This window comes from Ferrimonas sp. SCSIO 43195, from assembly GCF_023716685.1.
Lineage (GTDB): Bacteria > Pseudomonadota > Gammaproteobacteria > Enterobacterales > Shewanellaceae > Ferrimonas > Ferrimonas kyonanensis.
In genome coordinates, this window is record NZ_CP072679.1 from 3,283,129 (window position 1) to 3,308,468 (window position 25,340).

Here is a 25,340-nt window from a genome sequence, read left to right on the forward strand (position 1 = left end):
AACCCCTGCGGTTAATCCAACATTGTCGAAACAGACGCTCACGCAAATTCAACAAGGCGCCTGCATTTCGTTTTCGTTATCGGCGAATTCTATGTAGGCAAATTCTGCAAATCAAACCCTGCAAAACCCACCCAAATGCCGAAAAATCTCCATCCCTGTCACGCTTCGAAAGCAGAAAAAACAACAACAAACAAAAAATACAGCTTTAAAATCAGAATATTACAACCAGCTTAAATTATGCATAAAGAAATGTTTGCAACCCATACAAAACATCAATAATGGAAGGTATATCAGTGCATTACGCCGCGCCGATGTAACCGGATTGTTGCGTGAAAAAGTTTCAACTGCCGAAGGCGTCACGGGTTCCGGCAAAACGTGATCGGCTGCACACCAAGACAATTATAGGAGGGATTTAATGGACGCTAACTCCATCAATAAACCACGCTATTGTGACCCAGCTCGGGTAGAGGAATTTTTCCCGAGCGCGATCACAAAAAGGAACATTGATTAACATTTGCTCGGCGGCGTGCTCAACTCCTGCACCATCAACAAACCGCGATGATCGCCAGCAACAAAAACGCCCGGCAATTGCCGGGCGTTGGGATGACTATGCCACCGAGTTACAACGAGCGGGCGTTCTTCTTCATGTACTGAGCAAACTGCTCATACAAGGAAGTCACTAGCTCATCATCCAGCGGTTGACCGTCGGCATCCTGGAAGCTCAGGGCGGAGACCCCACCCTCTTCGCTAAGCTTAATTCGGTAAGCCCCGGATTTCAGCGCCAGCAGGTCGTTATCACCCCATAGGCTGGCCCAGAACCCCTGGTTGGGATCGTAGTCGACGTAGTAGGTGCCCTGGCTCTTATCCAGATCCTTTACGGTAAAGCCAAGTACAGGCAGCACCTTGTCCAAGCGGCTCCAGACTCGCTCAAACTCGGCGTTCGCGGTAAATGCGGCGTTGCCGTCGGCGTCTTTACCCAACGACAATTCCATGCCTTCAGAATCCTGAATCTGACGTATCTTACGCTCCTGCTTTCGCTGGAAGTTCATGTAAGAGATGGCATTATTCAGCATATCAATGGAATAACGACGCTTATCCGAGTCGGTCAGAACCACGTCCTGGTCCTGTTCATCGATCAACTCTTCGTGGTCCGTCAGCTCGATGGTCAGGGCCCCGGTACGACCGTTGTCCTTCACTTCGATATTAAATTGATAACGCTGACGCAGGCGGTACTCGTCTTTACCCCAGATAGAACCACCGAACTCCTCCACCGTCTCGATCCAGTCGGTCTTCAGAACACCGGCGCTGTTGTCGGTGTCGGTGACCGGAATTGACTTGTGAGCCAGGAATTTCGTCAGGTTCTCCAGCATCTCCTGTTTCAGGTTGATGTCTTCAAACTGGTTTTCAATCAGAACGGTAACGCTGTCTGCGCCCTCTTGCAGCCGAGTGCCCGGTGCCAAAGGCAATACCTGCAGCGGCGGACGAACGTCGACGCGGGCGCCCATGGCCTGGCTGCCTGTGGTTGGCCCAGGCAGCTGATACTCAGAACTGATGGCAGGCTCTTTCAACTGCTTAGGCACCTTCATCGGAACCGGTTCAGGCTGAGTGGTGTAATCGTAGCTGCCACTGGCCTGACGCCGCTCCAGCGGAGTGCTGCATCCTGCAAGTGCAGATACTACCAACACTCCTAGTAAAACTCGCTTCATTCTTTTTTCCTTTTTATAGCACGCCGGCCTGCACCAACGCGTGACGCACCGTATCATAGTGCGCTTCAGATAATTCAGTTAACGGCAAACGCAAGGTTGCCAGTGGCATTTTGCCCATCTCCGCCAATGCCCACTTCACCGGAATCGGATTGGCTTCGGCAAACAGCGCCGAATACAGCCCAATCAGCTTGTCATTGCTGGCTTTAGCCGCCGCCATATCGCCGCGGGCAGCGGCGTCGCACATCGCCTTAAAACAGGCTGGTGCCACATTATTGGTGACAGAAATGACGCCGTGGCCACCGAGGCCGATGAACTCCATGCTGGTCGGGTCATCCCCACTGAACAGCAAAAAGTCATCCGGACACAGCTGCTGCAACACTGGCACCCGGCTCAAGTCACCCGTAGCGTCTTTGATTGCAATAATCCCGGGAAGTTTCGCCAGCACGGCGGTTGTTTCCGGCAACAGGTCGCAACACGTGCGGCCCGGTACGTTATAAAGGATGATCGGTTTGGTCGCGATCGCCTCGATGGCACTGTAATGAGCGATCAGCCCAGCCTGGGTTGGCTTGTTGTAATAGGGGGTTACCGACAGGGTGGCATCCACGCCCACGGCCTCACAACGACGAGTCAACTCAATGGCTTCGGCGGTCGCATTGGCACCGGCACCGCCGATCACAGGAATGCGCCCGGCCACCGCCTTGACCACGGCCGCCACCACCTGGATATGTTCGTCGGGATTCAGGGTCGCGGATTCTCCGGTGGTGCCCACCGCGACAATGGCATCGGTACCCTGCTCAATATGAAACTCAACCAACTCATTAAGAGCGACATAATCTACGGCGCCATCCGCCAGTAGTGGAGTCACCAGCGCTACTATACTTCCGCTAAACATCTTCTGAAATCCCTAGACCTTTGAACAAGCTATGGTACTTGTGCCAACCAGCATTGACAAGGGATGGAGGCCGGTTAGACGGAGCTTAATCCGATGGATTTTCCTCATCCTGATTTCGACCCCTGACAGGGCTGCCGCCGTCCCCTTCCGGTTTCGGATAACCTGGACTCATAAGTTATTCTCATCCATAGAGTAAATTTATTGTGCTAGCATGATCGACTTGCATCGATTCGATGGCCTTCAATCACCTGCCAAGAAAGGACCACCATGACCCAATATCTTGCGGTTACGGCAATGGGCACCGACCGCCCAGGGATCGTCAACCAACTGGCTAAACTGACCGCCAGCTGCGACTGCGACATCATTGACAGCCGCATGGCTACCTATGGCAACGAATTTAATCTCATCATGCTGGTTGCCGGCAGTTATGCCGCCATCGCCCTGATGGAAAATGAGCTGCCCGCAAAGGCGGCACAGCTGGATCTGCTGACCATCAGCAAACGCACCAGTGAACACGTACCGCAGCAGCACATCGCCCGCCTGGCAGTGGAATACTCCGGCGAAGACCGCCGCGGCACCATGCGCCAGGTCACCCAGTGTCTGGCCGACCTGGGGCAGGATCTTGCCGGCATGCGAACTCATGCAGGCACCGCAGAAGATGGCAAAGCGTTGCAGCAACTGGAACTGTTCATTAATATTCCGGAGAACACCGACATCGATCATCTGGAGCAGCAACTGACCACTCTGGGTGAACAGATGACACTGGATTGCCGTATCAGACGGATGGATACCAACGAAACTACCAATTAGGGACATCATGAATCCATTACAGGCGGGCGCGGATGCCCCACAATTCGAACTCAAGAACCAACACGGCGACGTCGTTTCCCTGGCCGATTTCCCCGGCAAACGGGTGCTGGTGTACTTCTACCCGAAAGCGATGACTCCAGGGTGCACCACTCAAGCCTGCAGTTTGCGTGATTCCAAGGCCGAACTGGCAGCCCTGAACACCGTCGTGCTGGGCATCAGTCCAGATCCGGTTAAACGGCTGGCTAAGTTCATCGAGCGGGACAATCTCAACTTTGATCTGCTCTCCGACGAAGATCATGCCATCGCCGATGCCTTTGGTGTCTGGGGACTGAAGAAATTCATGGGACGGGAATACGACGGCATTCACCGTCTCAGCTTCCTGATCAGCCCAGAGGGCAAAGTCGAGCACCTGTTCAATAAGTTTAAAACCAAGGATCACCATCAGGTGGTGCTGGATTATCTGGCGGCTCACTGAGTCTCAACACTCAGACACGCACAAAAAAACCCGCCAATCGGCGGGTTTTTACTGTCACACCAACTTAGTTAGCGGTGCGGCCGTCATCATGACAGGCATCACAGGTTGGGTGTTGACCCACTTCCTGCTCATGCACCATGTGACAGTCGGTGCACTCCAGCATACCGTCGTGGGCCGGGTGTGGCGCTTCCATGTCGGCCAGGCCGCCATGACAATCCGCACACTGAGCCGCTTCATAGGCGCCGTCTTCAGACGGAGCACCATCGGCATGACAGGTTTCACAACCGGACATCTCTGCATGCATATCGGCAATGACATCGGCAGCAGATACACTGAATGCCAGACCCATACCAAAGAATAGGCACAATAATTTCTTAAACATTTATCTCATCCTCACACGCTGTCAGGGCAGTGAAAAACCCGCCCCATTTTTTTTATCCCCAATTAACCTAGTTGATCGCCATCAACCACGCAATTGAAAGGCGGGCTAACTTTATCAGTTGAGAGGGTGGAAAAACGGTGGTCAGATCAAAAAAGAACGTAATTCTTGGCCTTAGACATCTAATTTTACAAAGGATTCGGTTTCAGTTCAGAAAACGAAAACAGGCAGCGAATGCTGCCTGTTTTCTGAGCTAAGCCGGTATTAGCCGTTGGCCTGAAGTTGGGCAATCCGCTTTTCCAGAGGCGGGTGACTCATCATCAACTCGCTCATGCTGCGCTTGCCACTGATGCCAAAGGCCGCCATGGTCGCCGGCATCTGGCTCTCCTGACCACCACGCAGACGCTCCAGCGCCGCAATCATCTTATGGCGTCCCGCCAGGGCGGCACCGCCGGCGTCAGCCCGAAACTCACGCTGACGGGAGAAGTACATCACGATAAAGGACGCCAGGATACCGAAGACGATCTCCAGTACCATGGACACCAGAAAATAGGTCATGTAACTGGCTTCCTCACCGCTGCCCTCTTCATCTCCGGACGACAGCACATTGCTGACGGTACCGGCAATCAGGCGGGCGGCAAAAATCACGAAGGTGTTCACCACCCCCTGAATCAAGGCCATGGTCACCATATCGCCGTTAGCGACGTGGCTGACTTCATGGGCCAACACCGCCTCGACCTCATCCCGGTTCATGCCGTACATCAACCCGGTAGAGACCGCCACCAGCGAGTTATTGCGGCTGGGACCGGTAGCAAACGCATTCATCTCTGGCGCGGAGTACACCGCCACTTCCGGCATCTTGATTCCGGCCTGCTGGGCCTGACGAGCCACAGTCTCCATCAGCCAGGTCTCAGTTTCATCCCGGGGCTGGTCAATCACCTGCAGGCCCATGGAGCGCTTGGCCACCCACTTGGACATCTGCAGCGACAGAATTGAACCACCGAAGCCAAACACCGCCGCCAGCACCAGTATGTAAGGAATGCTGTTGTGCTGAATGCCCAACGCCGAGGTCAGCAGGGTCAGTACAATACCCAACACCAGCACTACCGCCAGGTTGGTCGCCAGGAACAAGAGTACGCGTTTCATCTATTCTCCTAAAAAGACACGTCATCAATGGCTCACACAGGGTGAGTCATCCTATAGACAACAGATGGGGGCGAAATATCTCTGATTCAAGTCACATTTTTCCAAGTAAAAAACTGACGCACACCTCGAAATTCCCGATCTGGGCCGAAAACAGGGCCATTCTCTCAGCAATAACCGCGATGGGAGGGCGATCAAAATTCAGAGGAAAAAAAGCCACCGTTTGGGGCGGTGGCTTTCTGGTGGTTTGGGAAACCAATTCACACTTCGAAATACAGTATATGCCACTTTCAGCACTCTTCAACCACAAGATGCGGCATTATCCGACAGTTGGGCTATAATGATATAACCAAATACTATTCGAACTCCGGCGAGTTGGCACCTGGCCCTATCTTTTTGATCCCTAAAGAGTTTTCCACTGGTCGTTTTTCTTCGGGACATCCGTCGATTTTCGTCTTATTATCAGGCGGATAGCGTGAAATAAGGAATTCGCTCCATGAGTCAATCAATGTTATTGCTAAGCAGCTCCCGCGTCGATGACACCCCCTACCTGAGCCATGCCCTTCCCATGCTGGAAAAGCTGGTAAAACCAGGCAGCCGGTGGTTGTTCATTCCCTATGCCGGAGTCAGCATCAGTTACGACGACTACCAGCAACGGGTTGCGGAAGCCTTAGGTTCCCTGGGATGCCAGGTATGCAGTGCTCACGAATGCCCGGATCCGGTGGCAGCACTGGAAGAGGTCGACGGCATCATGGTCGGTGGGGGCAACACCTTCCACCTCTTGCACGAACTGTACCGTCACAACCTGGTTGAGGCGATTCGCGACAAGGTCAAAAACGGCATGCCTTATGTTGGCTGGAGTGCCGGTTCCAACGTGGCCGGCAAGTCGATTCGCACCACCAACGACATGCCAATCATTGAGCCGCCCAGCTTTGATGCCCTGGCTCTGGTTCCGTTCCAGATCAACCCACACTACAGTGACTATCAAGCCCCAGGCCATAACGGTGAAACTCGAGCCCAGCGTCTGCAGGAATTCACCTGCATTGACCCGCTGTCTCCGGTCGTGGGCATCTGCGAAGGCTCAGCCATTTTCCGTCAGGGCGATGCGCTGGTCCTCAAAGGGGACAAGAGTGGTTACCTGTTTGAAGGCACCACCCAGAAGGAAGAGATTCAACCAGGCAGCGACATCAGTTTCCTGCTGTAATTGCCTGCCGCTAATAAAAAAGGGCCTCGTGGCCCTTTTTTGTTTCTACACGATCTCCGTCAATGGCACTCCGCGGGCCAGACAGTCCGCCAATCGCGGCACCATTTCGCTGGCCTTACCCCGCAGATGATGCTGAAACTGACTTTGAACCTCGGACGGCTCGAGGTTGATCTCCAGGGTCTGAGCATGCCCCTGGCTGGCCATGTCGACGAAGCCTGCAGCAGGATAGACGGTGCCCGAGGTGCCGATGGCTACAAACAGGTCGCACCCGGACAGGGACTGATAGATCTGGTTCAACTGCAGCGGCATCTCTCCGAACCACACCACATGGGGGCGCAGTATCTCCGCAGGGATGCAACAGGTGCAGCAATTGTCGGCGGCAAACGGCATCACCATGGGAAACACCTGTTGACTGCGGGGGCAGCGGGCCTTGGCCAATTCACCGTGCATATGAATGACCCGGCGACTGCCGGCCCGCTCATGAAGGTTGTCGATGTTCTGGGTAATCAGAGTCAGCTCAATCCCATCTCTGGCCTCCAGCTCAGCCAGGGCACTGTGGGCCGCGTTGGGTTGAACCTGAGCATCGCCTAGCTGCTGCCAACGGGCATTATAGAACTCCCGTACCAGTTCTGGGTTGCGCTCATACCCCTCCGGCGTGGCCACCTCTTCGATGCTGTGCTGCTCCCACAGGCCATCTTCGGCACGAAACGTCTTCAGACCCGACTCCGCCGAGATCCCGGCCCCGGTGAGCACCACTATCTTCATTGCCATCCTTCCATCCCTGATTTTTGCACGCCTTTGTCATCTTAACCGTCGCTCCCGACAAGGGCGATCGATTTTTGACGTTTGCCTTCACTTTCAGTTTGCCGTATTTTCAAACGCATCGGGCTCATTTTTTGCCACAATGAGCATCGAATCGCAAATCCTTGCAATATCGAAGGTTTAATGTTGCGGACAAGCTACCTATAATGGGTCTAATTACAAAGTGTCAGAACCCTCTGACTTTATGCAAGAGACTGCCATGACGGACGAAAACCAAGCACTAAAAAAAGCAGGCCTGAAAGTCACCCTGCCACGGGTTAAGATTCTCGAGCTGTTGCAGCACCCGGGCAATCAGCACATCAGTGCCGAAGACCTGTATAAATTATTGCTGGACCAAGGAGAGGAGATTGGACTGGCCACGGTATACCGCGTACTGAACCAGTTCGATGACGCCGGCATCGTCACTCGCCACCACTTCGAAAGCGGTAAGGCGGTATTTGAGCTGGCCAGCCAGCATCACCACGACCATCTGGTCTGCCTCGATTGTGGCAAGGTGATTGAGTTCAGCGACGAGACCATTGAGCAGCGTCAAAACGAGATTGCCATGAAGCACAACATTAAACTGACCAACCACAGCTTATACCTGTACGGCGTCAGCACCGATGGCAAGTGCGACCATTAAATAGACCGGCAGTCTTGTAATAACGGACAAGCACAAAAAAGCGGAGCCTGTGGCTCCGCTTTTTTGTGCCTGAAAGGGCCCTGACAACGGGCCCATCCAGATTAACCGCTGATTTTGGCCCAAGTATCACGCAGACCAACGGTGCGGTTAAACACCAGCGCGTCGGCGCGGCTGTCGACGCTGTCGGCACAGAAGTAGCCGACCCGCTCAAACTGGAACGCTTGCTCGGCTTGCGCCTGTTTCAGGCTGGTCTCGACAAAACCACGCTTCACCACCAGAGAGTCCGGGTTCAGCACCGCTTCGAACTCCTCCGCTGCACCGGGATTTTCCACGGTGAACAGACGATCGTACAGGCGGAACTCGGCTTCCAGGCCGGCACTGGCAGACACCCAGTGAATCACCCCTTTCGGTTTCACACCATCGGCTGGATCCACACCCAGGCTGTCCAGATCCACGGAACAGTAGATGGTGGTTACCTCACCATTCTCGTCCTTGTCGACGCGCTCTGCGGTCAACACGTAGGCACCGCGAAGACGCACTTTCTTCCCGAGAACCAAACGCTTGAATTTCTTATTGGCTTCTTCCCGGAAGTCATCACGCTCAATCCAGACTTCCCGGCTGAACGGCACTTCACGGCTTCCCATGGACTCATCTGAAGGGTGGTTTGCCACATTCAGCACCTCCACCTTGTCGGCAGGGTAGTTTTCCAGTACCACCTTAACCGGATCCAGCACCGCCATGGCCCGGGGCGCATTGACGTTCAGGTCATCGCGCACGCACGACTCCAGCGAGCCCATCTCAATGGTGTTTTCCTGCTTGGTAACACCAATGCGCTGACAAAACTCCCGAATCGACGCTGGGGTATAGCCTCGGCGACGCAGGCCAGAGATGGTCGGCATACGCGGGTCGTTCCAGCCATCCACCAACTTGTCGGTCACCAGCTGATTCAGCTTGCGCTTGGACATAACGGTGTATTCCAGGTTCAAACGGCTGAACTCATACTGGCGAGGCTGACATTCAATGCTGATGTTTTCCAGCACCCAGTCATACAAGCGGCGGTTGTCCTGGAATTCCAGAGTACACAGAGAGTGGGTAATCCCCTCGAGGGCATCGGAGATGCAGTGGGTAAAGTCGTACATCGGGTAGATGCACCACTTATCACCGGTCTGGTGGTGGTGGGCAAACTTAACCCGATACAGTACCGGATCCCGCATCACCATAAAGGAGGACGCCATGTCGATTTTGGCCCGCAGGCAGACCGTGCCCTCTTTGAACTCACCGGCACGCATCTTTTCAAACAGTGCCAGGTTCTCTTGCGGGCTGCGATCCCGGTACGGGCTTGGCTTACCGGCCTGAGTCAGGGTACCGCGGTATTCACGAATCTGCTCCGGAGTCAGTTCATCCACGTAAGCCAGACCTTTATTGATCAGCTCAACGGCGTACCCATACAGCAGCTCAAAATAGTCTGAAGAGTAGTGGATGTCTCCGTGCCACTGGAACCCCAGCCACTGCACGTCCTGCTTGATGGACTCGACGTATTCGACGTCTTCCTTTTCCGGGTTGGTGTCATCGAAACGCAGATTACACAGACCCTGATAATCCTTGGCAATGCCAAAGTTCAGGCAGATGGACTTGGCATGACCAATATGAAGATAGCCGTTGGGCTCTGGCGGAAACCGGGTCTGAACAGCAGAGTGTTTGCCCGAGGCCAGATCGGCATCAATGATATTGCGAATAAAGTTGCTTGGACGAACGTCGTTGTCCGGCTGGGTCATGGTTGCCCTCGACTAACTGCAAAAAAACGTATAAGGGGACTATGATCCACTATCAGGGGGATCGGAGCAAGACCCAAAACTCCCTCCCACGGTGACTTTTTTGGCTTTTTGGCCAACATTTGCGCCCAACGGCCAAACTGATCGCCCAAAGCCAGAGCTGGCAGGGTTTAACCGGCTAAAAATCCCCGGGTTCAACGACACCGCAGAAACCAAAAAGGCAACCCGGAAGGGCTGCCTTTTGCATCTGTCATCGTAGCTCGGCGCCGGGCGCGCCGCTCATGACATTACTCTTTAATGGCCACCGGAATGTCACCGACACCCATCTGGCTCTTCTTGCCCACACGGCGCAGGTAAGCGATACCAGCCACCACCAACACCACGATGGTACCGATGTGGAACAGGGCATGAGCCGGCTCTATCGCCAGTCGGGACGCCTGATAGAACAGGGTCGCGGTGGCATAGGCCAAGGCGAAGGTGTATACCGCACTGAACGCAGTCCAGCGGCTGCCAAATTCACCGGCCATGGCCCCCAAGACCGCAGCACACGGAGTGTACAGCAGGATGAACAGCAGGTAAGCAAAGGCGGCGGCGCGGGTTTCGAAGCCGGCTTCCAGGTTGCTCAGGGTCGCGGCTTCAAAGCCAAACTCTTCTGCCATGGCGTCAGTATCGTGGGCATCACCGATGTTCAGGCCCAGAGGATCGTCCCAGGCAATACCAAACATATTTTCCGGAATGGTCGCCAGACCTTCGTTCACGGCGCCCAGCAGGCTGTATTCACCGCCCTCTTCCTCACCGCCCTGGCTGTACAGGCTGTTCAAGGTGCCGACCACGGCTTCCTTGGCGAAGATACCGGTAATGACACCAACGGTCGCTGGCCAGTTGTCTTCCTTGATGCCCATGGGGTCAAACAGCGGCGTTACCACCTGGGAGGCGGCAGACAATACTGACTTATCCGAATCCTGGTTACCGAAGCTGCCGTCGGTGCCCATGGAGTTGAAGAAGCTGAGGATGGTCACCACGATCACGATGGTTTTACCGGCGCCCAGCACGAACTGCTTGGTGCGCTGCCAGGTGCGGCGGCCAATGGCGCCCAGGGTTGGCATCTCATAATCCGGCAACTCCATAAAGCCCTGGCTAGCCTGGCCCGGCAGCAGGGTATGACGCAGCAGCAGGCCAGTCAGGATTGCGGCAACGATGCCCACCAGGTACAGCACAAACACCAGGTTCTGACCGTTATCCGGGAAGAACGCCGCCACAAACAGGGCGTACACCGGCAGACGGGCACCACAGGACATGAACGGCGCCATCATGGCGGTGACGATACGCTCACGCTTGGTATCCAGAGAACGGGTGGCGGTCACCGCAGGAACGTTACAGCCGAAACCGACAATCAGCGGCACAAACGCCTTTCCGGGAAGGCCAATCTTCTGCATCACGCCTTCGATTACAAAACCGGCGCGAGCCAGGTAACCGGACACTTCCAGAATGCTCAAAGCGATGTACAGGAATGCCACCACGGGAATGAAGGTTGCGACGGTCTGAATACCGGCACCCACACCGTCGGACAGAATGGCCGACATCCAATCTGGCAGGCCGGCATTGCCCATCAGCAGCGCGGTGCCGTCGACAAAAATGGCACCGGCGACGATGTCGAAGAAATCGATGAACGCCGCCCCGACATTAATGGCGAACATAAAGGTCAGGTACATCATGCCCAGGAAGATGGGCACCCCGGTCATGGGGCTAAGGGCGTACTTATCCAGCTTCTCGGTGACCGAGTGATAGATGCTGGGCTGAGACACGGTCTCACCAACCAGGTCACCGATAAATTGATAGCGTCGATCGGCAATGTGCTCCGCCGGGCTGAGATCCGCAGCAACCAGCTTGTTGTAAGCCTGTTGAGCATCGGCATCACTCTGTGACAGCAACTTACTGATGGCACGGGCACGGATGCCGTCGAGGCGAGTCAGTTCCTGCTCAATGCTGGCATCAATGCCAATGGACAGCACCTCGCCGGCAGGTTTGGCGGCCATCTCGGCCAGCGCCTGTTTGACCAGCTTCGGTCCCTGCTCGCTTTTGGCACTGATCTGAACCACTTTGCAACCCAGCTTGGCAGACAAAGCCTGGGTGTCGACCTCGACACCACGACGCTCGGTCACGTCGCCCTTGTTCAGCACCAACAGCATCGGCACATCGAGCTCGCGCAACTGGGTGGTCAGGTACAGGTTGCGCTCCAGCTGAGACACATCCACCACATTGATCAACAGATCAACGTCGCTACCCAACAGGTAATCGCGGCTGATCTTTTCATCAATAAAGCCTTCGCCATCCGCCGCTTCCAGATCGTACAATCCGGGCAGATCGGTGATTTCCACCTGAACGCCGTCCAGATCCAGTTTGCCGACCTTTTTATCGACGGTCACACCGGCCCAGTTGCCCACGGACACATTATTGCCCGTCAGTGCGTTAAACAGGGTTGATTTGCCGGAGTTCGGATTACCGACAGCAACACAACGCATAGTAGTCATTCGTTATCCCTCTACGTGAATCTGCGCAGCCAGACGATTGTTGAGGCACAAGCTTGCACCCCGAACTTTAAGTTGTACTGCGCCACCCAAAGGTGCCGAACGTACCATCTGCACTTCACTGCCTGTTGTGAAGCCCAGTGCCATCAAGCGGCGCTTCAGGGTCAGAGGCATGCTCTGATCACCCAAACGCTTCACACTTGCACGTTGTCCTAACCCCAACTCCGATAAAACCATTGTGCTACCTGTATCTAAATGGGAATTGATTTCATTTACAGTCAAGTATACACAAGGAAATACAAAAATCCTTGACCTAGCTCGCCGTTTTGCACCTCAAATAATAATAATTCCTATTTTATTAAGTTGTTCGGCCTGTTTTTTTTATTGCCGCTCTGGCCAGTGCGATTCCAGTGGATAAACCGGGATCTGGGTCACAGGCAAAAAAAGGCATGGCGAATGGAATTCAAAGTTTTGCGACTCCCCTCAATTTGCTGGTACAGCCGTGACCCCTGTCACATCGAAAAATCAAATGACCATTTTATAATCCGCCACTAATTCAGGCGTTTGCGCCACAATTTATTAACATAGTTTAGGTAAACTCATGACACAAAAGATTGCAAACCCGGCCCCACTGGGGCTGATGGGGTTCGGCATGACCACTATTCTGCTTAACATCCACAACGCAGGATATTTCCCTATCGATAGCATGATCCTTGCTATGGGTATCTTCTTTGGTGGCATCGCTCAGATCATTGCCGGCATTATGGAGTACCGCAATGGCAATACTTTTGGCACCACGGCCTTTACCTCCTATGGCTCTTTCTGGCTGACTCTGGTAGGGCTGATTCTGATGCCAAACATGGAAATCGGTGTGGCCGGCAGCCCGCATCACTTCATGGGCTGGTACCTGAGCCTGTGGGGCCTGTTTACCGGCTTTATGTTTATTGCCACCCTGGCAAACTACCCTCGTGCCAAACAGTTTATCTTTGGCAGCCTGACCGTGCTGTTCTTCCTGCTGGCGGCTCGTGACTTCACCGGCAGCGCCCTGCTGGGCACCATCGCCGGTTTCGAAGGCATCGTCTGTGGTGCCAGTGCCGTCTACCTGGCAATGGCCACCATCATCAACGGCGAGTATGGTCGCACCATCATGCCCATCGGCGAACTCAAGCGTCCAGCCGCCGCCCAGGCCAACGTGGCCATGGCCCACTAAACTGGCTTGCAAACAAAAAAACCGGCTCAGTGAGCCGGTTTTTTTTACCTTCAGATATCATCGCCTTCCAGCAGACTCCTGAGCGTTTGCGGCTCAGGCATTCGGTAGCGGCCGCGGCCTAACCGAACCAGGTGGCCCTCTTTGATCAGCGTATTCAGCAGCGACGACGCGGTTTGTCTGGTGGTGCCGATCAACAAGGAGATCTCCTCCATGTTGAGGTCGCAGCCAAACTCGGTGCCGGTTTCCGTGTGCTTGCCCTGCTCGTCCGCCAGCGACAGCAAGAACTCCACTAACCGGTAACGAACATCGTGGAACATGATCCCCTCGATAACATCCAGAGTGCCGCCCAGCACCTGACCGAGAATGCCGGTCATCACCAGCGACACCTCAGGAAAGCGCACCACCTCCTCCCGAAACCGCGCCACGCTGATGGACATGATGGTCGCCTCTCTGCAGGCCTCAATCATCACCCGGGTATGGGTACTGAACAGATCCCCCGGCTCCAGAAAGCACAGAGTAAACTCCTTGCCCTCGTAGGAAAGGAAGATCCGCAGTCGCCCGGACACCACGATAAACACCTCATTGCTTTGCTGCTCCGGCGAGCTCACCAGGTTGCCGCGGGCAAACTGACGCGCCTGAAAGCCGGAAAGAAAGCCTTTATATTGAGGCGCCTTTAACAGTTCAATCATGTTGAACCTAGACAGTCTCATTTTTGATTGCACCACCGCGCTCCTGTGTTCTTCCCTATGTACCCTGGCCGCTAGCCGAATGGCTGGATGATGACAAGCCGCGTCGCTCTCCCCGGCACTACCGCTCTGTGCATGAAATGCAAGGATCGATGCTGTTCACCATCAACGGCACATCGGCGATCTTCTCCCCGGCCATCATGGTCTGCAATGCATCCCAGTTGGGGTAACTGGGTACCCGCCACTTCAGACGTTCCGGCTTGTCACTGCCATCGGTCCGCAGATAATAAATTAACTCTCCCCGGGGTGCCTCACTTTTTGCGATCGCTTCCCCGGCGGGAATGCTGGGCAACGTAGTGATGGCAATGGGCCCCTGGGGCAGCTTGGCCAGGCACTGCAAGATCAGATCCAGCGCCACCAGCACCTCATCGATGCGCACCATGGCCCGCGACCATACGTCACCGCCACTGCGGGTCTGAATCTCCATATCCAGTTGATCGTAGATGGCGTAACTGGCCTGAACCCGAACGTCGTACGCCAGACCCGACGCCCGCGCCACCGGCCCCACCAAGCCGTAGTCCTTGACGTCCTCCAGAGTCAGCACCCCAACCCCCTGAGTTCGCGACACAATGAAGTGATCGCTGTTGTACAACGCCTTAATCTCCTCCACCGCCGGTATCATTCCCTGAACCTTTTCGGTCAGGTATGCCACCTTATCGGCATCCAGGTTGTATTTCACCCCACCGATGCAGTTGGCGCCCAGATCCATGCGGTTGCCGTACACGGTCTCTTTGACGTCCTGCATCACCTCCCGGGTTTCCAACACGTGCATAAACAGAGAATCAAAGCCGATGATGTGGGCCATGATCCCCACATTAAACAGGTTCGATGCCACCCGCTTGACCTCATCGGCGATCACCCTCAGGTACTGAGCCCGCTGCGGCACCTCAATGCCACCGATGGTTTCCAGGGCCATGCAGTAGGTGGTCGGGTGGCTGTTGGAGCACAGGGAACACAAGCGTTCGGTCAGGGTAATGTTCTGATAGAAGTTTCGCTTTACCGCCAGGTACTCCAGGCCTCGATGCACATGGCCGGCGGTGATGTCGATGCCCTTGATGGTTTCCCCCTCCACCTCGACTTTGAAGTACATGGGCTCTTCCAGCGCCACATGCAAAGGGCCCACAGGTACCTTATAGCTGCTCATTGCGTGTCTCCCTTGGTGATCATAATTTTTTCCCACAAAGCCTTGGTGCTGGCGGCGTTAACCAGATCGGAATAGGGAATAAAGCGTTGCAGCACCGCCGGGTCGATGTTTTCATCGATGAACAGGCGCCGAGGGTTCGGGTGACCGGTCACCTCGATTTGATACAGCTCCATAAACTCACGTTCATTCCAATCGGCATTGCGAAACACGCCGGTCAGCGACGGAATGATGCGCGGCGCGGCGTCCACCGTGACGGTGGCGGTCAGCGTGTCGCCATCCAGATCGAAGTGATAGGCAATTTCCAGCCCGTCAGGCTGCTGCTTAATCTGGTAGGCGGTAATGGTACTGAGGCGACCATCCAGTACTTTGATCAGGCGTGCCATCGGCAGGATCTGGGCCGCATCGCTCAGTCGGCACCAGGCCACGGTGACGCCTTTGCCATTGGTGCTCTGCGACCAGTCGGCCGGTTGGCTCAGGCTGTTGCCCAGGCTGGCAGCCACACTTTGAAACATCGGGGTCATAGCAATTCTCCTTTGGTCAACTGCCGAGCCGAGCGTTGGCGGCGGCAGTCCGGACATAAGCGGGACAGGGATTCAATGGCGGCGTTGGAACCGGCATATGCGCGGCCAATCAGGCGCTCGGTGGTAGGAACCATCGCCGTCCGGCAACCCTCACAAGGCAAGCGCCGCACCACCCCTTGCTCCACCATGGTGTACTTCTCCTGCTGCGGGTGCGCCAGGTGCCAGTCCTGGGTCATTTCAATGGCGCCGGGTACGCAGTAGTGCTCGCACAGGCCACAAAAGGCGCAGCTGTTGTGCCACAGGTGAAACTTCAAGCCCGCATCGGTTTCCTGAAAACGGATGGCACCACCGGCACACACGTACTCACACATGCGACAGCCGGTGCAGCGACTGGCATCAAACTCGATGCGGCCCCGCAGCGCCTTCGGCGTAAAGGTGTCGCCGAAAGGAAAGGGATCCGTAGACGGCCCTTTGAGCAGATTTCGAAACAGCAGTTTTACAATTCCCATGGGACCTCCTACAGCCGGGTTTTCCAGATTTCAATCGCCTGGGCAATGCCTTCGATGATCGCCTGCGGTCGCGGCGGGCAGCCGGGCACATTGACGTCGACATCGAAATAGCGATCGATTGGCCCTTCAATGGCATAGCTGTCCCGGAACACCCCTCCTGAGATGGGACAGATCCCCACCGCCACCGTGACCTTGGGGTCAGGAATTTCGGCGTACACCCGTAAAACCTTGTCTTTAACCCGGGCGGTCAACGGCCCGGTGATCAGTACAATGTCGGCGTGCTTGGGACTGCCGCAATACTGACACCCGAGACGCTCCACGTCGTAACGGGGAATGCAGGCGGTGGTCGCCAGCTCCACGTCGCAGCCGTTGCAGGAACCGGCGTTGATGCGGTACAACCAGGGTGAGCGCACCGCCGTGTTGGAAAACAGTTTCATAGATACCTCTCACTCATACGGTGGCCACCACCAGAATCAAACTCAGCACCCCAAGCAGCTCCGGCCATTTGAAATAGAAAATAAACGCCTGATCCATCCGCATTCTTCCCACCGACGCCCGCAGCGCGGTCTTGGCCAGCAGAAACAGGCCCAGGCATTTGAGCAGGTGCGTCAACAGCGGCCACAGCCCCTCCCCTACGGAAGGCCAGAACATCACTACCCCCAGGCTCAGCACCAGCATGGTCTTGAGGGTCGACATCAGCTTGAACATTGCCAACGCCGGGCCGGAATACTCCAGCAGCGGCCCTTCGAGAATCTCCGACTCCGCCTCAGGAATGTCGAACGGGGCCACCCCCAGGTTGGCCGGTATCACGCTCAGAAACGCCAGCAGGGCTGGCCACATCAATGGGTCGGTAATGAAGGCGCCGTGGCCCTGTTGCCAGGCCACCACCTCATTCAGCGACAGGCTGATCGGCTCCCCCAGACCCGCACCGGTACGAATGGCCACGCTGATCAGCACCAACAGCAACGGGCCTTCGTACGCCAGCATCAACGACATCTCACGGGAGAAGCCAATGGCACCGAAGGTCGAGCCGGAGGCGGAGCCGGCCAACATGATGACGATGGCTGGCACCGCCAGCAGATACAGCAACACCAGCAAATCCCCCAGCGCCTGCGGCGGCTGATACATGCCGGGAATGGGCACCAGGGCGACGGCCACCATCATGGCGCAGACGCCGGCCGCCGGCAGGTACAGGAACAACCCGGTCATCGCCGGTTCCGGTACCATGGATCGCTTTTGCATCAACTTGGCAATGTCATAAAAAGGCTGCAGCAGCGGCGGACCGATGCGGCGCTGCAGGCGCGCCACCACAATCCGATCTACCCCCTTGAACAGCAGCCCGACGAACAAGGCGCCCATCCCTAATGGCAGCACCCACAGGGGTGACAACAAGGCCAACAACTCACTCATGGTTCACTCCTTGAGATGGTTTGGTTCGTGTGATGGCGCGGATCAGCGCCTTGGGGGACTCATACAGGCTGGAGGCCGGCAGGTGAGCCTGTGCGGCATCGATGTCCTCAACCCCGCAGGCGTGCAAATGCACCCGCTGCCGCACAGGGTTACTGAGACGATAGAAGCCCCAACAGCCCCAGGCCAACAGCGCCATTGCCAGCGTCAGGGTGGCTGGATGCCAGCCGCCATTGCCCGGCAGGCCGCCAAACCAGCTGACGCTGATGCTTGCCATCCCCAGGGAGTCGATGACCGCCGCCACCGGCACCAGCACCATGCCGGGAAACGCACCGATGATCAGACTCACCACCATCAGCACCAGCATCGGCAGGCGCATGGACCAGTCCGCCTCCTTAAGGTGGGCCACCTTGGGGTTGAGCTGGCCCATAAAGGCCACATGGGCAAACTTCAATACCGCCGCCAGGGTAAACAGGCTCGACATCAGTGCCGCCAGACCCAGCAGGTAATGCCCGGACTCGAAACTGGCCTGATAGATCAGCCATTTGGACGCGAATCCATTCAGCGGCGGTACGCCAGACAGGGACAGGCCGGCGAACAGGAACACGCCGAAAGTCACCGGCATTCGTCGCCCCAGGCCACCCAGTTCGTCCAAGCTCTCCAGGTGGGCCTGTGCCAAAATCACTCCAGCAGCCATAAACAACATGTTTTTTAATAGCATGTGGTTAACGAAGTGCATTAGGCCCCCCGCCAGTCCCAGGGGCGACATCAGGGCGATGCCCAGCAAAACGTACGCCAGTTGACTGACGGTGCTGTAGATCAGCAGCCGCTTTATCCCGGTTTGAATCATGGCCATAGCCCCGGCATAGAGCAGGGTTACCGCCGCAATCACCGCCACGCCATACGTCAGCCAGGGCAATTCGGCAATGCCACCCAAACGGGCGGTGAGCGTGGTCACTCCCAACGCTGCGATGAACTTCAGTACCCCATAAGGGCCACTTTTCAGCAATACCGCCGAGATGTAACCACTGACCGGTGTCGGCGCCGTCGGCGGGTGCATCTGTACATCGATGCGCAGCGGCAACTGGGCCGCTTTCATCAACAGCCCGGCCATCACCAACACCAACGCCAGCGCCAGCCAGGAGACCGGCATGAAGGCAGTGGCGGCCTGGAGCGCCGCGAAGCTGAATGAACCGCTGTAGGCGGTCAGCATTACCACGCCCAGGAACAGGGCACTGGCCCCAACCAGGTTAAACAGGAAATATTTGAAGCCTTCGCCCAGGGCCTCTTCGCTCTCCTCGTGAATGATGACGAAATACAGCGTCCAGCTGCTCATCAGCTCCCAGAAAGCAAAGAAGTTAAACAGATCCTCGCTGGCGGTCACCCCCAGCAGGCCGCCGATCATCATCAGGAAAAAGAAGCTGAATCGGTGCGGGCTGTGGCTGTGGGCCATGTAGCCCTTGGCGTAACACAGGTTCGCCCCCCCCATGGCGGCAATCAATATCGCAAACCACCAGGACAGCAGATCGTAGCGCTGAGACTCCAGCAACACTCCGGCCAGCGCCAAGGCCATCACTCCCAGGGCCGCCCAGCGACTGCCGGGCAGTTGCCAGCGGCCCATCAGATACACCACTATGGCTCCGCCACAGGCCAACAGGGCACTCAGCGGCCAGGCCATGGTGAGCGTCGGCACACTGATGGTGCCTGGTTCAGGCGCCAGCAGCGCCGCCGCCGGACGTACCCAGTTCACCACCGCGTCCGGAAACAGGCCTCCCAGCAGCACCAAACTCGCCAGAAACACCAGGGCCAGCAGCATCGAGGCCGGAGCCTCGTTCACTCGGACCCTGCCCGGCTGGAAATACAGCACGCGAAACAGGCGCAGATAGTAGATGGCACCGATGACGCTGCCCAGCAGGATCGTCGCCGGCAACAGCAGTTGCCCGGCGGCGACAGCGGCATACAGCATCATGAACTTACTGAAGAAGCCACTAAACGGCGGTAACCCCATGATCGCCAGCAAACCCACCGCCATGCACAGGCCGGTCACCGGCATCTGCCGGGCCACTCCCGCCAGATCCGACAACCGCTTACTGCCGGTACGGTAGATAAAGGCGCCGGCGGCCAAGAACAGCAGGCTTTTAAACAGGGCATGATTGGCCAGATGCGCCAATCCCCCCACCAGGCTCAGATACGTTCCCAGGCCGAGGATGGCGGCAATCTCCCCCACCTGAGCCAGGGTTGAATAAGCCAGCATCCGTTTCAGGTTGTCCTGCCTGAGCGCCATGATTTCGCCATACAACAGGGTAATGACCCCCAGCAGGCTCAGCAGCAGACCGAACACACTCCAGTCACCGACTCGTCCCATCTCCATCAGGGTCGCGGTGCCAAACACCATCATGCCCAGTTTCAGCAAGCCAAACAGGCCCGCCTTGGTGAGAATCGCCGACATCGGTGCCGAAATCGAAGACGGGGCCACCGGGTGGGCATCGGGCAGCCAACTGTGCAGCGGCCACAGGCCGGCTTTCACCCCCAGTCCCAGCATAAAGCAGCCCAGGGCCACCCAGGCCACCATCGGTGACAGCTGCGCGACTCCGGCCGAGATCGCCGCAAACTCAAAGCTGCCGATCTGAGCGTGCAGCAACAGGATGCCAAAATGCATCACATAGGCCCCGCTGGCGCACATCAGGAAGTACTTTCTACCGGCACGCAAGGCAGAATCGCTCTGTGGGTGGATCACCAACAGATACGACGTCCAGGTCATCAACTCCCAAAACAGGTAAAAGTTGCCCAGGTTGTCGGCGGTGGCCACCCCGAGCAATGACCCCAGCATCAGCATCAGGAAAAAGTAGTAGCGATTGCTGTGAGCCTGCTGCTTCATGTAGGCGGCGGAGTACACCACCACCATCAGCATCACCAGGGCAAACAGCACCGCAAACAACCAGGATAAGCCATCAAGATCGGTTTGATTCCACACCAGTACCAGGGTCATCGCCGCCACCCCCTGGGCCAGCCAGTTTCGCAACCGGTGACTGAAATGGCCAAACACGTAGAGACCAAAACCACTTAGGTAGGGCAGCAACACCAAGGGGTGCCAGGGGGTTTCAAACGTCGGCAGGCCATCGGCCGCCGTCAGCCCCAGGTACTGGCCAATCCCGTGCAGCAAAGGCTCGGGATCCAGGCTCAGCAGCACCGTCATCGCCGCCAGTGACACCATCAGCAACCAGGAGCGACTGCCAAACGCCCACTCTCGCCAGCGCTGACCGTCCGCCTGGGGCCCAAAGCACAGAGCCTGAATCACCGTGATGGTGTACACCGCCGCCACCACGCTGGCCAGCGTCGCCGTCAGGGCCAGAGCCCAGTGCCCCAGATCCACCGCCGAATACAAAATAATGAACTTGCTGAATGCCCCTTTAAATGGCGACAGCCCCATGACAGAAAACAACCCAAAGCCCAACATCAATCGGGTCAGGGGTAACTGCGGCGCCACCTTGGCCACCTCGGTCAGATCGGCACTTCCGGCGCGACGAATCAACCGCCAGGCCGCCACGATCACCAGCAGTCGCATCACCACCTGCAACGACAGGTGGAACCAGGCACCGGTCTCCCCCAGGGTGGTGTCCAGGCCCAAGCCCAATCCCAGATATCCCATCTCGGCGACGGTGGAAAACAGCAGCAACTTCCCCAGATTGCGATAATGCAACCAGGCCCATAACTCTCCGATTAATAACAGCGCGGCCCCTCCCCAGGCCCACACCGATAACTCACCCATAGCAATCCTCATCCAAGCAACAGTGCCATAGGGGCAGTGTCCGGTATGGTGAAGGGGATTTCTGTCAGCGAGCCGACAGCCGCGCCGGTATGTTGCCTAATCGTTGCCCCCATCACGCTTTTACCGAGGAGGCGGGTTTCGGCCGCCAAACACAAAAAAGCCTGAGCCCCTTCACAGGGACTCAGGCAAGGCTCACATTGAAACACTCAGTGAACGAAGAGGATCAGGCTCAGTGGCCTATCTGATGGATGTATTTCATTAACTCAATGCGGGTGGCATCACTAACCTGGCTATGCCAGAAGCCGCCGACATAGGCCACCAATGGCACTGCAAACATCAGCAACAACAGGATGATCAGCACCCCTCGAGCCGACAGGGTCTGCCCCCAGCGAGTCGACACCTGCAGCGCCTCTTTCTTAGGACAGGCCGCCACGCAGCGCATGCAAGCCTGACACTCATCGGAACGTACGGTGCTCTCGGTATGCACCTGGATTCGCGCCGGGCAAGCGCGAGTGCACTTATCGCACTTCATCCCTCGGGACTGAATCAGGCAGTGGTTGGTGTCCCGTCGCACCTTAAACGGGCTGAGGAAGCTCAGCAGCCCCAACAGTGCACCGTAGGGACACAGGTAGCGACAAAATGCCTGCTGTTGCCAAGCCGCCAGCCCCAGAATCACAGCAATGACCACCAGAGCGAGCACACTGGGATTAGCAAAAAACAGTCCCATTTTAAGGTCGGCTATCTTTTGATAGTTGCCATCGAGATAATAGGGCAAAGATTCCGCTGGCATACCAATTACGATGTAAAACAACCCCAATAATAAAAGGTATTTCAGCATTCTTAATGGCCAATCCAACCATTTCGGAGCTAAATAAGCGCCCTTAATAAAACGCACCCTCAAATCGTACAAATATTTACCAGCCAGACCTAAAGGACAGATCCAACCGCAGAATGCGCGCTTACAAATCAATCCACTTAATAATACTGAGGTCAGCATAACAGCCGCAGCTGGGTGGTTTTGGTCCCACAGGTTCAACATGATGATGGCTTTCAATTCGATGCCACCGGCAATCGGCAAAAACGCATCCACCACATCCGGTCGTCCCAATCCGGTTTCCACTCCCTGGCCCAGCAAACTGTAATACAGCACATACTGGATGCCCACCAACACCATCGCCAAGGACATCGAGTGATGCACCCAATCCCTTAGGCCATTCTCCCGTCCCTGGCCACGGGCAATCTCCGGTCGCCAATGGTGCAATGCGACCAGCGCCAGCATGGCAACCGCCGCCCCCAGCAACAGCGGCCAGTACAAGGTGAGCGCCAACGCCGTCACCATCAAGGCGGCGGTTAACAACAGTCCCCACTTCTGATTACTCCAATAGAGCAGGCTTAAAGAAAACACCAGGCCGAACATCAGAGTGATGGATTCGATTACAGTCATAATTCAGTTCTTAATAACAAGTCGTAATTATATTGAGTTCAAAATAGTCTTAACGTTCATCGCTTAGTGTCTATTCGTGACCATGATCAACAAAATAAAACCCATAAGAAAACAAACAATAAAAAGGCAAAAAAACAGAAATAACTTTATTTTTGGCAGCACAATAAGCGCCCACACAATATAGCCTGGGCGCCGATAATCATTGCCGTGAATTTACCCTATTTCTTCACTAACTCTGCCAACCACGCCAACCACGCTTCCAATCCCTGTCCGGTTTTTGCCGACACCTGCCACGCCGGTTGCGCCAGCCCCAGTTGCTCCAGATTGGCCTGCGCCCGGTGGGCATCAAAGTCATCGAAGTGGGCCAACAGATCGACCTTGGAGATCAGCACCCTATCGGCGCTGCGAAACATCACCGGATACTTACAGGGTTTATCGTCCCCCTCGGTGGCCGACAGCAACACCACATCCTGATGCTGACCCAAATCAAAGCTGGCAGGACACACCAGGTTGCCCACATTTTCAATAAACAGCAGGTCCAGTTCCGCCAACGGCAGATAATGCAGGGCGTTGTGCACCATGTGGGCATCCAGGTGGCAGGCCATGCCAGTGGTGATTTGCAGCACCGGCACCCCATGCTTGCGGATACGAGCCGCGTCGTTCTCGGTCTCCAAATCCCCCTCGATCACCCCAACCCGAATGCCCATCTTCGCCAGTTCTGGCAGGCAGGCCTCAAGCAGTCGGGTTTTGCCGCTGCCCGGCGAAGACATCAGATTGATGGCCACGACCCGATGCTGGTCCAGGTGCTCGCGGTTGTGCATCGCCTGATGATCGTTTTCATCCAGCAACCCCTCAAGCACCTGAATGGTTCGCCGTCCCTGACTGTGTTCCAGTTTGCCCCCGGCCTCCAGCAGGTGGCGATTGCCCGACGTCACATTGCATCCACAGTTATTGCACATGGCTGACTCTCCTCTGCCTCCTGAACCGACTAGGCACTCTTGTCGGAGTAAGTGGTCACTGTGTCCTGAGCCTGCTGCAGGCGCTGACCGGTAGTTTTCATCTGCACCACCACATCGGCAATCGACTGTGCCAACTCAGTCAGTTCCTGAGCCAGCAACTGATGCTGCCACCGCTCCATTTCATTGATGTGCTCATCGTTATGCTGTTGCCAGTGGGGCAGCAACCGCTGCATTTTTTGCAGCAAAATTTGCCGTTCGTTACTCATGGTTGTCTCCTGATTTCTGTGGCTGTTCCAGCACGATCTGTCGTTTAAGAAAATCGGCGCTCACCAGCCGATAGCCAGACAGCTGGCGCGGGGGATCAAAAAAAGTGGTGATCACTAAGGCCTCTCCGTGCACTTCGATGCCGGTGACCTCTTCAATGGTCTCTGCCGACGTCGGGGTCACCAGCGTCACACTGACGTTACACATGAGCCGCCTCCTCCATCCTCGGTACCAGGGCCAGCAGCGCCCGCTTGATGGCATCGACTTCCTCGATGAACGGGCCGGAAAAATCAAACGGAGATTGGCCGGACTTATCGGCACGACGCAGGGTGTCACTCCAGCTCAGTTGCCCCAGCAGGGTTCGCTTCGGGCCCAGAGCCTGACGAATGAACTCCAGGTCGTCGGGACCGTCGACCTTACTGGCCACAAACCCCACTCGGGCGATGGCCAGTTGCTGTGCCAACTGCTCTACCTGCAAGGCGGTCTGCACGCTGCGACTGCCAGGCTCCACCACCACCACCAGCAGATCCACGGCATCGGCGGTGCCCCGGCCCAGATGTTCAATGCCCGCCTCCATGTCCATGATCACCATCTCATCTCTGTCCAGCAGCAGGTGTCGCATCAAGCTGCGCACCAAGGTGTGTTCGGGACAGACACAGCCGCTGCCGGCATGGTCGACGGTACCCATTTTCAGCACCCGTACCCCCTGATGCTCCAACCAGAATTGCTGCGGCAGGTCGTCCACCCTGGGATTGAGTTTAAACAGGCCACCGCTGTTCTGATCGGCGCCGGTGCGGGATCGGGCCAGCTCGGTCAACTTGGAAAACGGCAAGGGTTGCGGCGACCCGGCAGCAACTCCCACCGCCGCCGCCAGGTTGGCATCGGGATCGGCGTCCACCGCCAGCACCCGCAAGCTATCCTCGGCCAGACTGCGGGCCAGCAAGCCAGCCAGGGTGGTCTTTCCCACTCCCCCTTTTCCAGTAATGGCTATCTTCATGTTGCACCTCCACCCGG

Annotated in this window: 25 protein-coding genes; 5 read left to right on the plus strand and 20 right to left on the minus strand. The window is 56.4% G+C overall.

Translation table 11 applies throughout. From position 1 onward, the window contains the following. Positions 1–620: 620 nt before the first annotated feature. Together bamC and dapA are read right to left on the minus strand one after the other, a co-directional pair. Positions 621–1,706, minus strand: coding sequence for an outer membrane protein assembly factor BamC (bamC, locus tag J8Z22_RS15320; protein ID WP_252006973.1), 1,086 nt, complete (start codon positions 1,704–1,706; stop codon positions 621–623). A 13-nt stretch (positions 1,707–1,719) separates the two neighbouring features. Further along, positions 1,720–2,598 (minus strand): 4-hydroxy-tetrahydrodipicolinate synthase, encoded by an 879-nt coding sequence (dapA, locus tag J8Z22_RS15325; RefSeq protein ID WP_252006974.1) that lies wholly within the window; start codon positions 2,596–2,598, stop codon positions 1,720–1,722. 267 nt (positions 2,599–2,865) lie between these two features. Here dapA and J8Z22_RS15330 point away from each other — a divergent pair, with 267 nt between their 5' ends. Continuing rightward, on the plus strand, positions 2,866–3,408 hold the full coding sequence (locus tag J8Z22_RS15330; RefSeq protein WP_028112284.1) for a glycine cleavage system protein R: 543 nt from the start codon (positions 2,866–2,868) through the stop codon (positions 3,406–3,408). A gap of 7 nt (positions 3,409–3,415) precedes the next feature. Then, positions 3,416–3,883: a thioredoxin-dependent thiol peroxidase gene (gene bcp, locus J8Z22_RS15335; RefSeq protein WP_252006975.1), complete on the plus strand. Its 468-nt coding sequence runs from the start codon at positions 3,416–3,418 to the stop codon at positions 3,881–3,883. A 64-nt stretch (positions 3,884–3,947) separates the two neighbouring features. Here the strand turns inward: bcp and J8Z22_RS15340 are convergent, their stop codons facing one another. Beyond that, positions 3,948–4,265 (minus strand): cytochrome c3 family protein, encoded by a 318-nt coding sequence (locus J8Z22_RS15340; RefSeq protein WP_371877979.1) that lies wholly within the window; start codon positions 4,263–4,265, stop codon positions 3,948–3,950. Between the two features lie 261 nt (positions 4,266–4,526). After that, entirely contained in the window at positions 4,527–5,408 is an 882-nt protein-coding gene (htpX, locus tag J8Z22_RS15345) for a protease HtpX (RefSeq protein ID WP_028112281.1), read from the minus strand. Positions 5,409–5,901: 493 nt separating this feature from the next. Between htpX and pepE the strand changes: the two genes are divergently transcribed. Then, complete coding sequence (gene pepE / locus J8Z22_RS15350; RefSeq protein ID WP_028112280.1) at positions 5,902–6,609, plus strand: dipeptidase PepE; 708 nt, start codon at positions 5,902–5,904, stop codon at positions 6,607–6,609. A gap of 45 nt (positions 6,610–6,654) precedes the next feature. Here pepE and cobB read toward each other — a convergent pair whose 3' ends face one another. After that, positions 6,655–7,380 carry a Sir2 family NAD+-dependent deacetylase gene (gene cobB / locus J8Z22_RS15355; protein ID WP_028112279.1) on the minus strand — a complete coding sequence of 242 codons (726 nt, stop codon included), beginning with the start codon at positions 7,378–7,380 and terminating at the stop codon, positions 6,655–6,657. 250 nt (positions 7,381–7,630) lie between these two features. Here cobB and fur point away from each other — a divergent pair, with 250 nt between their 5' ends. After that, a complete protein-coding gene (fur, locus tag J8Z22_RS15360; RefSeq protein WP_028112278.1) occupies positions 7,631–8,053 on the plus strand; it encodes a ferric iron uptake transcriptional regulator in 423 nt (140 codons plus the stop codon). A 101-nt stretch (positions 8,054–8,154) separates the two neighbouring features. Here fur and glnS read toward each other — a convergent pair whose 3' ends face one another. The 3 genes from glnS to J8Z22_RS22230 all read right to left on the minus strand — a co-directional run bounded on the left by glnS (position 8,155) and on the right by J8Z22_RS22230 (position 12,590). Continuing rightward, complete coding sequence (gene glnS / locus J8Z22_RS15365; RefSeq protein WP_252006976.1) at positions 8,155–9,828, minus strand: glutamine--tRNA ligase; 1,674 nt, start codon at positions 9,826–9,828, stop codon at positions 8,155–8,157. Positions 9,829–10,112: 284 nt separating this feature from the next. Then, entirely contained in the window at positions 10,113–12,356 is a 2,244-nt protein-coding gene (gene feoB / locus J8Z22_RS15370; RefSeq protein WP_252006977.1) for a ferrous iron transport protein B, read from the minus strand. Between the two features lie 3 nt (positions 12,357–12,359). After that, positions 12,360–12,590 carry a FeoA family protein gene (locus J8Z22_RS22230; RefSeq protein ID WP_028112276.1) on the minus strand — a complete coding sequence of 77 codons (231 nt, stop codon included), beginning with the start codon at positions 12,588–12,590 and terminating at the stop codon, positions 12,360–12,362. 364 nt (positions 12,591–12,954) lie between these two features. Here J8Z22_RS22230 and J8Z22_RS15375 point away from each other — a divergent pair, with 364 nt between their 5' ends. After that, positions 12,955–13,563 carry a GPR1/FUN34/YaaH family transporter gene (locus J8Z22_RS15375; protein ID WP_028112275.1) on the plus strand — a complete coding sequence of 203 codons (609 nt, stop codon included), beginning with the start codon at positions 12,955–12,957 and terminating at the stop codon, positions 13,561–13,563. 50 nt (positions 13,564–13,613) lie between these two features. Here the strand turns inward: J8Z22_RS15375 and J8Z22_RS15380 are convergent, their stop codons facing one another. The 12 genes from J8Z22_RS15380 to J8Z22_RS15435 all read right to left on the minus strand — a co-directional run bounded on the left by J8Z22_RS15380 (position 13,614) and on the right by J8Z22_RS15435 (position 25,323). Continuing rightward, on the minus strand, positions 13,614–14,252 hold the full coding sequence (locus tag J8Z22_RS15380) for a Crp/Fnr family transcriptional regulator (RefSeq protein ID WP_211227274.1): 639 nt from the start codon (positions 14,250–14,252) through the stop codon (positions 13,614–13,616). Between the two features lie 118 nt (positions 14,253–14,370). After that, positions 14,371–15,453 carry a nickel-dependent hydrogenase large subunit gene (locus J8Z22_RS15385; RefSeq protein WP_028112273.1) on the minus strand — a complete coding sequence of 361 codons (1,083 nt, stop codon included), beginning with the start codon at positions 15,451–15,453 and terminating at the stop codon, positions 14,371–14,373. Next, a complete protein-coding gene (locus J8Z22_RS15390; RefSeq protein WP_028112272.1) occupies positions 15,450–15,974 on the minus strand; it encodes an NADH-quinone oxidoreductase subunit C in 525 nt (174 codons plus the stop codon). The genes J8Z22_RS15385 and J8Z22_RS15390 overlap by 4 nt, the downstream gene beginning before the upstream one ends. Further along, a complete protein-coding gene (locus J8Z22_RS15395; RefSeq protein WP_252006978.1) occupies positions 15,971–16,483 on the minus strand; it encodes a 4Fe-4S dicluster domain-containing protein in 513 nt (170 codons plus the stop codon). The genes J8Z22_RS15390 and J8Z22_RS15395 overlap by 4 nt, the downstream gene beginning before the upstream one ends. A gap of 8 nt (positions 16,484–16,491) precedes the next feature. Further along, a complete protein-coding gene (locus tag J8Z22_RS15400; RefSeq protein WP_028112270.1) occupies positions 16,492–16,920 on the minus strand; it encodes an NADH-quinone oxidoreductase subunit B family protein in 429 nt (142 codons plus the stop codon). A gap of 13 nt (positions 16,921–16,933) precedes the next feature. Beyond that, on the minus strand, positions 16,934–17,893 hold the full coding sequence (locus J8Z22_RS15405; RefSeq protein WP_028112269.1) for a respiratory chain complex I subunit 1 family protein: 960 nt from the start codon (positions 17,891–17,893) through the stop codon (positions 16,934–16,936). Beyond that, entirely contained in the window at positions 17,886–21,659 is a 3,774-nt protein-coding gene (locus J8Z22_RS15410; RefSeq protein WP_252006979.1) for a proton-conducting transporter membrane subunit, read from the minus strand. Before J8Z22_RS15410 ends, J8Z22_RS15405 begins: the two co-directional genes overlap by 8 nt. Positions 21,660–21,888: 229 nt before the next feature. Continuing rightward, on the minus strand, positions 21,889–23,103 hold the full coding sequence (locus tag J8Z22_RS15415) for a 4Fe-4S binding protein (RefSeq protein ID WP_028112267.1): 1,215 nt from the start codon (positions 23,101–23,103) through the stop codon (positions 21,889–21,891). A 218-nt stretch (positions 23,104–23,321) separates the two neighbouring features. After that, positions 23,322–24,062, minus strand: coding sequence for a hydrogenase nickel incorporation protein HypB (gene hypB / locus J8Z22_RS15420; protein WP_028112266.1), 741 nt, complete (start codon positions 24,060–24,062; stop codon positions 23,322–23,324). Positions 24,063–24,091: 29 nt separating this feature from the next. Further along, positions 24,092–24,328 carry a hypothetical protein gene (locus tag J8Z22_RS15425; protein WP_028112265.1) on the minus strand — a complete coding sequence of 79 codons (237 nt, stop codon included), beginning with the start codon at positions 24,326–24,328 and terminating at the stop codon, positions 24,092–24,094. Then, a complete protein-coding gene (locus J8Z22_RS15430) occupies positions 24,321–24,533 on the minus strand; it encodes a CooT family nickel-binding protein (RefSeq protein ID WP_252006980.1) in 213 nt (70 codons plus the stop codon). The genes J8Z22_RS15425 and J8Z22_RS15430 overlap by 8 nt, the downstream gene beginning before the upstream one ends. Then, on the minus strand, positions 24,526–25,323 hold the full coding sequence (locus J8Z22_RS15435) for an AAA family ATPase (protein ID WP_252006981.1): 798 nt from the start codon (positions 25,321–25,323) through the stop codon (positions 24,526–24,528). Before J8Z22_RS15435 ends, J8Z22_RS15430 begins: the two co-directional genes overlap by 8 nt. Between the last annotated feature and the right edge of the window lie 17 nt (positions 25,324–25,340).

Bases quoted from the DNA above. Each gene is read 5' to 3' on its own strand.
- bamC (WP_252006973.1), bottom strand. From the start codon at position 1,706: ATGAAGCGAGTTTTACTAGGAGTGTTGGTAGTATCTGCACTTGCAGGA.
- dapA (WP_252006974.1), bottom strand. From the start codon at position 2,598: ATGTTTAGCGGAAGTATAGTAGCGCTGGTGACTCCACTACTGGCGGAT.
- J8Z22_RS15330 (WP_028112284.1), top strand. From the start codon at position 2,866: ATGACCCAATATCTTGCGGTTACGGCAATGGGCACCGACCGCCCAGGG.
- bcp (WP_252006975.1), top strand. From the start codon at position 3,416: ATGAATCCATTACAGGCGGGCGCGGATGCCCCACAATTCGAACTCAAG.
- J8Z22_RS15340 (WP_371877979.1), bottom strand. From the start codon at position 4,265: ATGTTTAAGAAATTATTGTGCCTATTCTTTGGTATGGGTCTGGCATTC.
- htpX (WP_028112281.1), bottom strand. From the start codon at position 5,408: ATGAAACGCGTACTCTTGTTCCTGGCGACCAACCTGGCGGTAGTGCTG.
- pepE (WP_028112280.1), top strand. From the start codon at position 5,902: ATGAGTCAATCAATGTTATTGCTAAGCAGCTCCCGCGTCGATGACACC.
- cobB (WP_028112279.1), bottom strand. From the start codon at position 7,380: ATGGCAATGAAGATAGTGGTGCTCACCGGGGCCGGGATCTCGGCGGAG.
- fur (WP_028112278.1), top strand. From the start codon at position 7,631: ATGACGGACGAAAACCAAGCACTAAAAAAAGCAGGCCTGAAAGTCACC.
- glnS (WP_252006976.1), bottom strand. From the start codon at position 9,828: ATGACCCAGCCGGACAACGACGTTCGTCCAAGCAACTTTATTCGCAAT.
- feoB (WP_252006977.1), bottom strand. From the start codon at position 12,356: ATGACTACTATGCGTTGTGTTGCTGTCGGTAATCCGAACTCCGGCAAA.
- J8Z22_RS22230 (WP_028112276.1), bottom strand. From the start codon at position 12,590: ATGGTTTTATCGGAGTTGGGGTTAGGACAACGTGCAAGTGTGAAGCGT.
- J8Z22_RS15375 (WP_028112275.1), top strand. From the start codon at position 12,955: ATGACACAAAAGATTGCAAACCCGGCCCCACTGGGGCTGATGGGGTTC.
- J8Z22_RS15380 (WP_211227274.1), bottom strand. From the start codon at position 14,252: ATGATTGAACTGTTAAAGGCGCCTCAATATAAAGGCTTTCTTTCCGGC.
- J8Z22_RS15385 (WP_028112273.1), bottom strand. From the start codon at position 15,453: ATGAGCAGCTATAAGGTACCTGTGGGCCCTTTGCATGTGGCGCTGGAA.
- J8Z22_RS15390 (WP_028112272.1), bottom strand. From the start codon at position 15,974: ATGACCCCGATGTTTCAAAGTGTGGCTGCCAGCCTGGGCAACAGCCTG.
- J8Z22_RS15395 (WP_252006978.1), bottom strand. From the start codon at position 16,483: ATGGGAATTGTAAAACTGCTGTTTCGAAATCTGCTCAAAGGGCCGTCT.
- J8Z22_RS15400 (WP_028112270.1), bottom strand. From the start codon at position 16,920: ATGAAACTGTTTTCCAACACGGCGGTGCGCTCACCCTGGTTGTACCGC.
- J8Z22_RS15405 (WP_028112269.1), bottom strand. From the start codon at position 17,893: ATGAGTGAGTTGTTGGCCTTGTTGTCACCCCTGTGGGTGCTGCCATTA.
- J8Z22_RS15410 (WP_252006979.1), bottom strand. From the start codon at position 21,659: ATGGGTGAGTTATCGGTGTGGGCCTGGGGAGGGGCCGCGCTGTTATTA.
- J8Z22_RS15415 (WP_028112267.1), bottom strand. From the start codon at position 23,103: ATGACTGTAATCGAATCCATCACTCTGATGTTCGGCCTGGTGTTTTCT.
- hypB (WP_028112266.1), bottom strand. From the start codon at position 24,062: ATGTGCAATAACTGTGGATGCAATGTGACGTCGGGCAATCGCCACCTG.
- J8Z22_RS15425 (WP_028112265.1), bottom strand. From the start codon at position 24,328: ATGAGTAACGAACGGCAAATTTTGCTGCAAAAAATGCAGCGGTTGCTG.
- J8Z22_RS15430 (WP_252006980.1), bottom strand. From the start codon at position 24,533: ATGTGTAACGTCAGTGTGACGCTGGTGACCCCGACGTCGGCAGAGACC.
- J8Z22_RS15435 (WP_252006981.1), bottom strand. From the start codon at position 25,323: ATGAAGATAGCCATTACTGGAAAAGGGGGAGTGGGAAAGACCACCCTG.